Raw genomic sequence first — 1,022 nt, forward strand, 5'->3', positions numbered from 1 at the left:
TCAGCGAGCGGTGGTCCGCGCGCGTTCCAGGTATGCCAGGAGTTCGACCATCTTCTCGGCCGGCCAGGGCAGGCGGGCGCTGAGCTGGTCGCTGCGCTCCTGCCACATCCGCCGGGCCGCCGCCCTGGTCTGTTCTCCCCTGGCCTCTTCGGCGTGGAAGGGGGTGGCCAGTTCGTCCCAGCGCCGGACGAGTTCCTGTACCTGCGGGTCGTCGGCAGGGGTGCCGTCCTGCACATGCCCCAGGAGTCGCCCGACCAGCTCGACGAAGCGGGCCTTGGCCTCCTCGACGGCCTCGGCACCCAGCTCGCCGCGGCGGCGGGCGAGTTCCTCGCGTTGCTCCCGTGTGAAGTAGGCGTCCAGCATCGAGATCATCTCCAGGGTCGTCATGAACTGGTCCGGATCGGGCATCGACGCCTCGTCGAGCTGTCGCAGCAGTCCGTGGATCTGTTCGATCAACTGTCGGATCCGTTCCGCCTGGAACGCCAGCTGCCGCAGCTGGGTCATCAGGAGAGTCCGCATCGCCGCCGGATCTTCCGACGAAGACGTGAGCGCCTCCTTGATCTCATCCAGCGACATGCCCAGCGCCCGCAGCGTCCGCACCCGGTACAGCCGCCGTAGGTCAGCCGCGGTGTACCGGCGATGGCCCGACGCTGTGCGCTCGCCGGATCGCAGTACGCCGATCTCGTCGTAGTGCCGCAGCGTGCGCACCGTGACACCACTGGCCTGAGCCAGTTCACCGATGCTCCACCGGCGTGCGGTGGCGTCTTCCCCGATCACGTCAGCAACGCTAAGACCTCACGCGACGAGAGGTTCAAGCCCCACCTTCCTCCCTCGGATTGCTCTTTCGGCCCCCGCTCTCTTGTCTCCGGAGCGAGAGGGCTTCTCCGAGGCGGAACCGTGGGAGGTCCGGGTTCCTGCCCCCGGAGGTGAACCATGGGAGACCAGCGCTTCTGCTCCCCGGAACGGAGTCGTGGATGACCGGGAAGAGCGAATGAGCAGGAAGGCGGGGGCGAGGGCCGTGG

Annotated in this window: 1 protein-coding gene; it reads right to left on the reverse strand. The window is 68.0% G+C overall.

Going from position 1 to position 1,022, the window contains the following annotated elements; genetic code table 11:
* Positions 1–777 (reverse strand): MerR family transcriptional regulator, encoded by a 777-nt coding sequence (locus AB0D67_RS39150; RefSeq protein WP_362947524.1) that lies wholly within the window; start codon positions 775–777, stop codon positions 1–3.
* Positions 778–1,022: the final 245 nt, after the last annotated feature.

Source organism: Streptosporangium sp. NPDC048047 (assembly GCF_040653115.1).
Taxonomy (GTDB): Bacteria; Actinomycetota; Actinomycetes; order Streptosporangiales; family Streptosporangiaceae; genus Streptosporangium.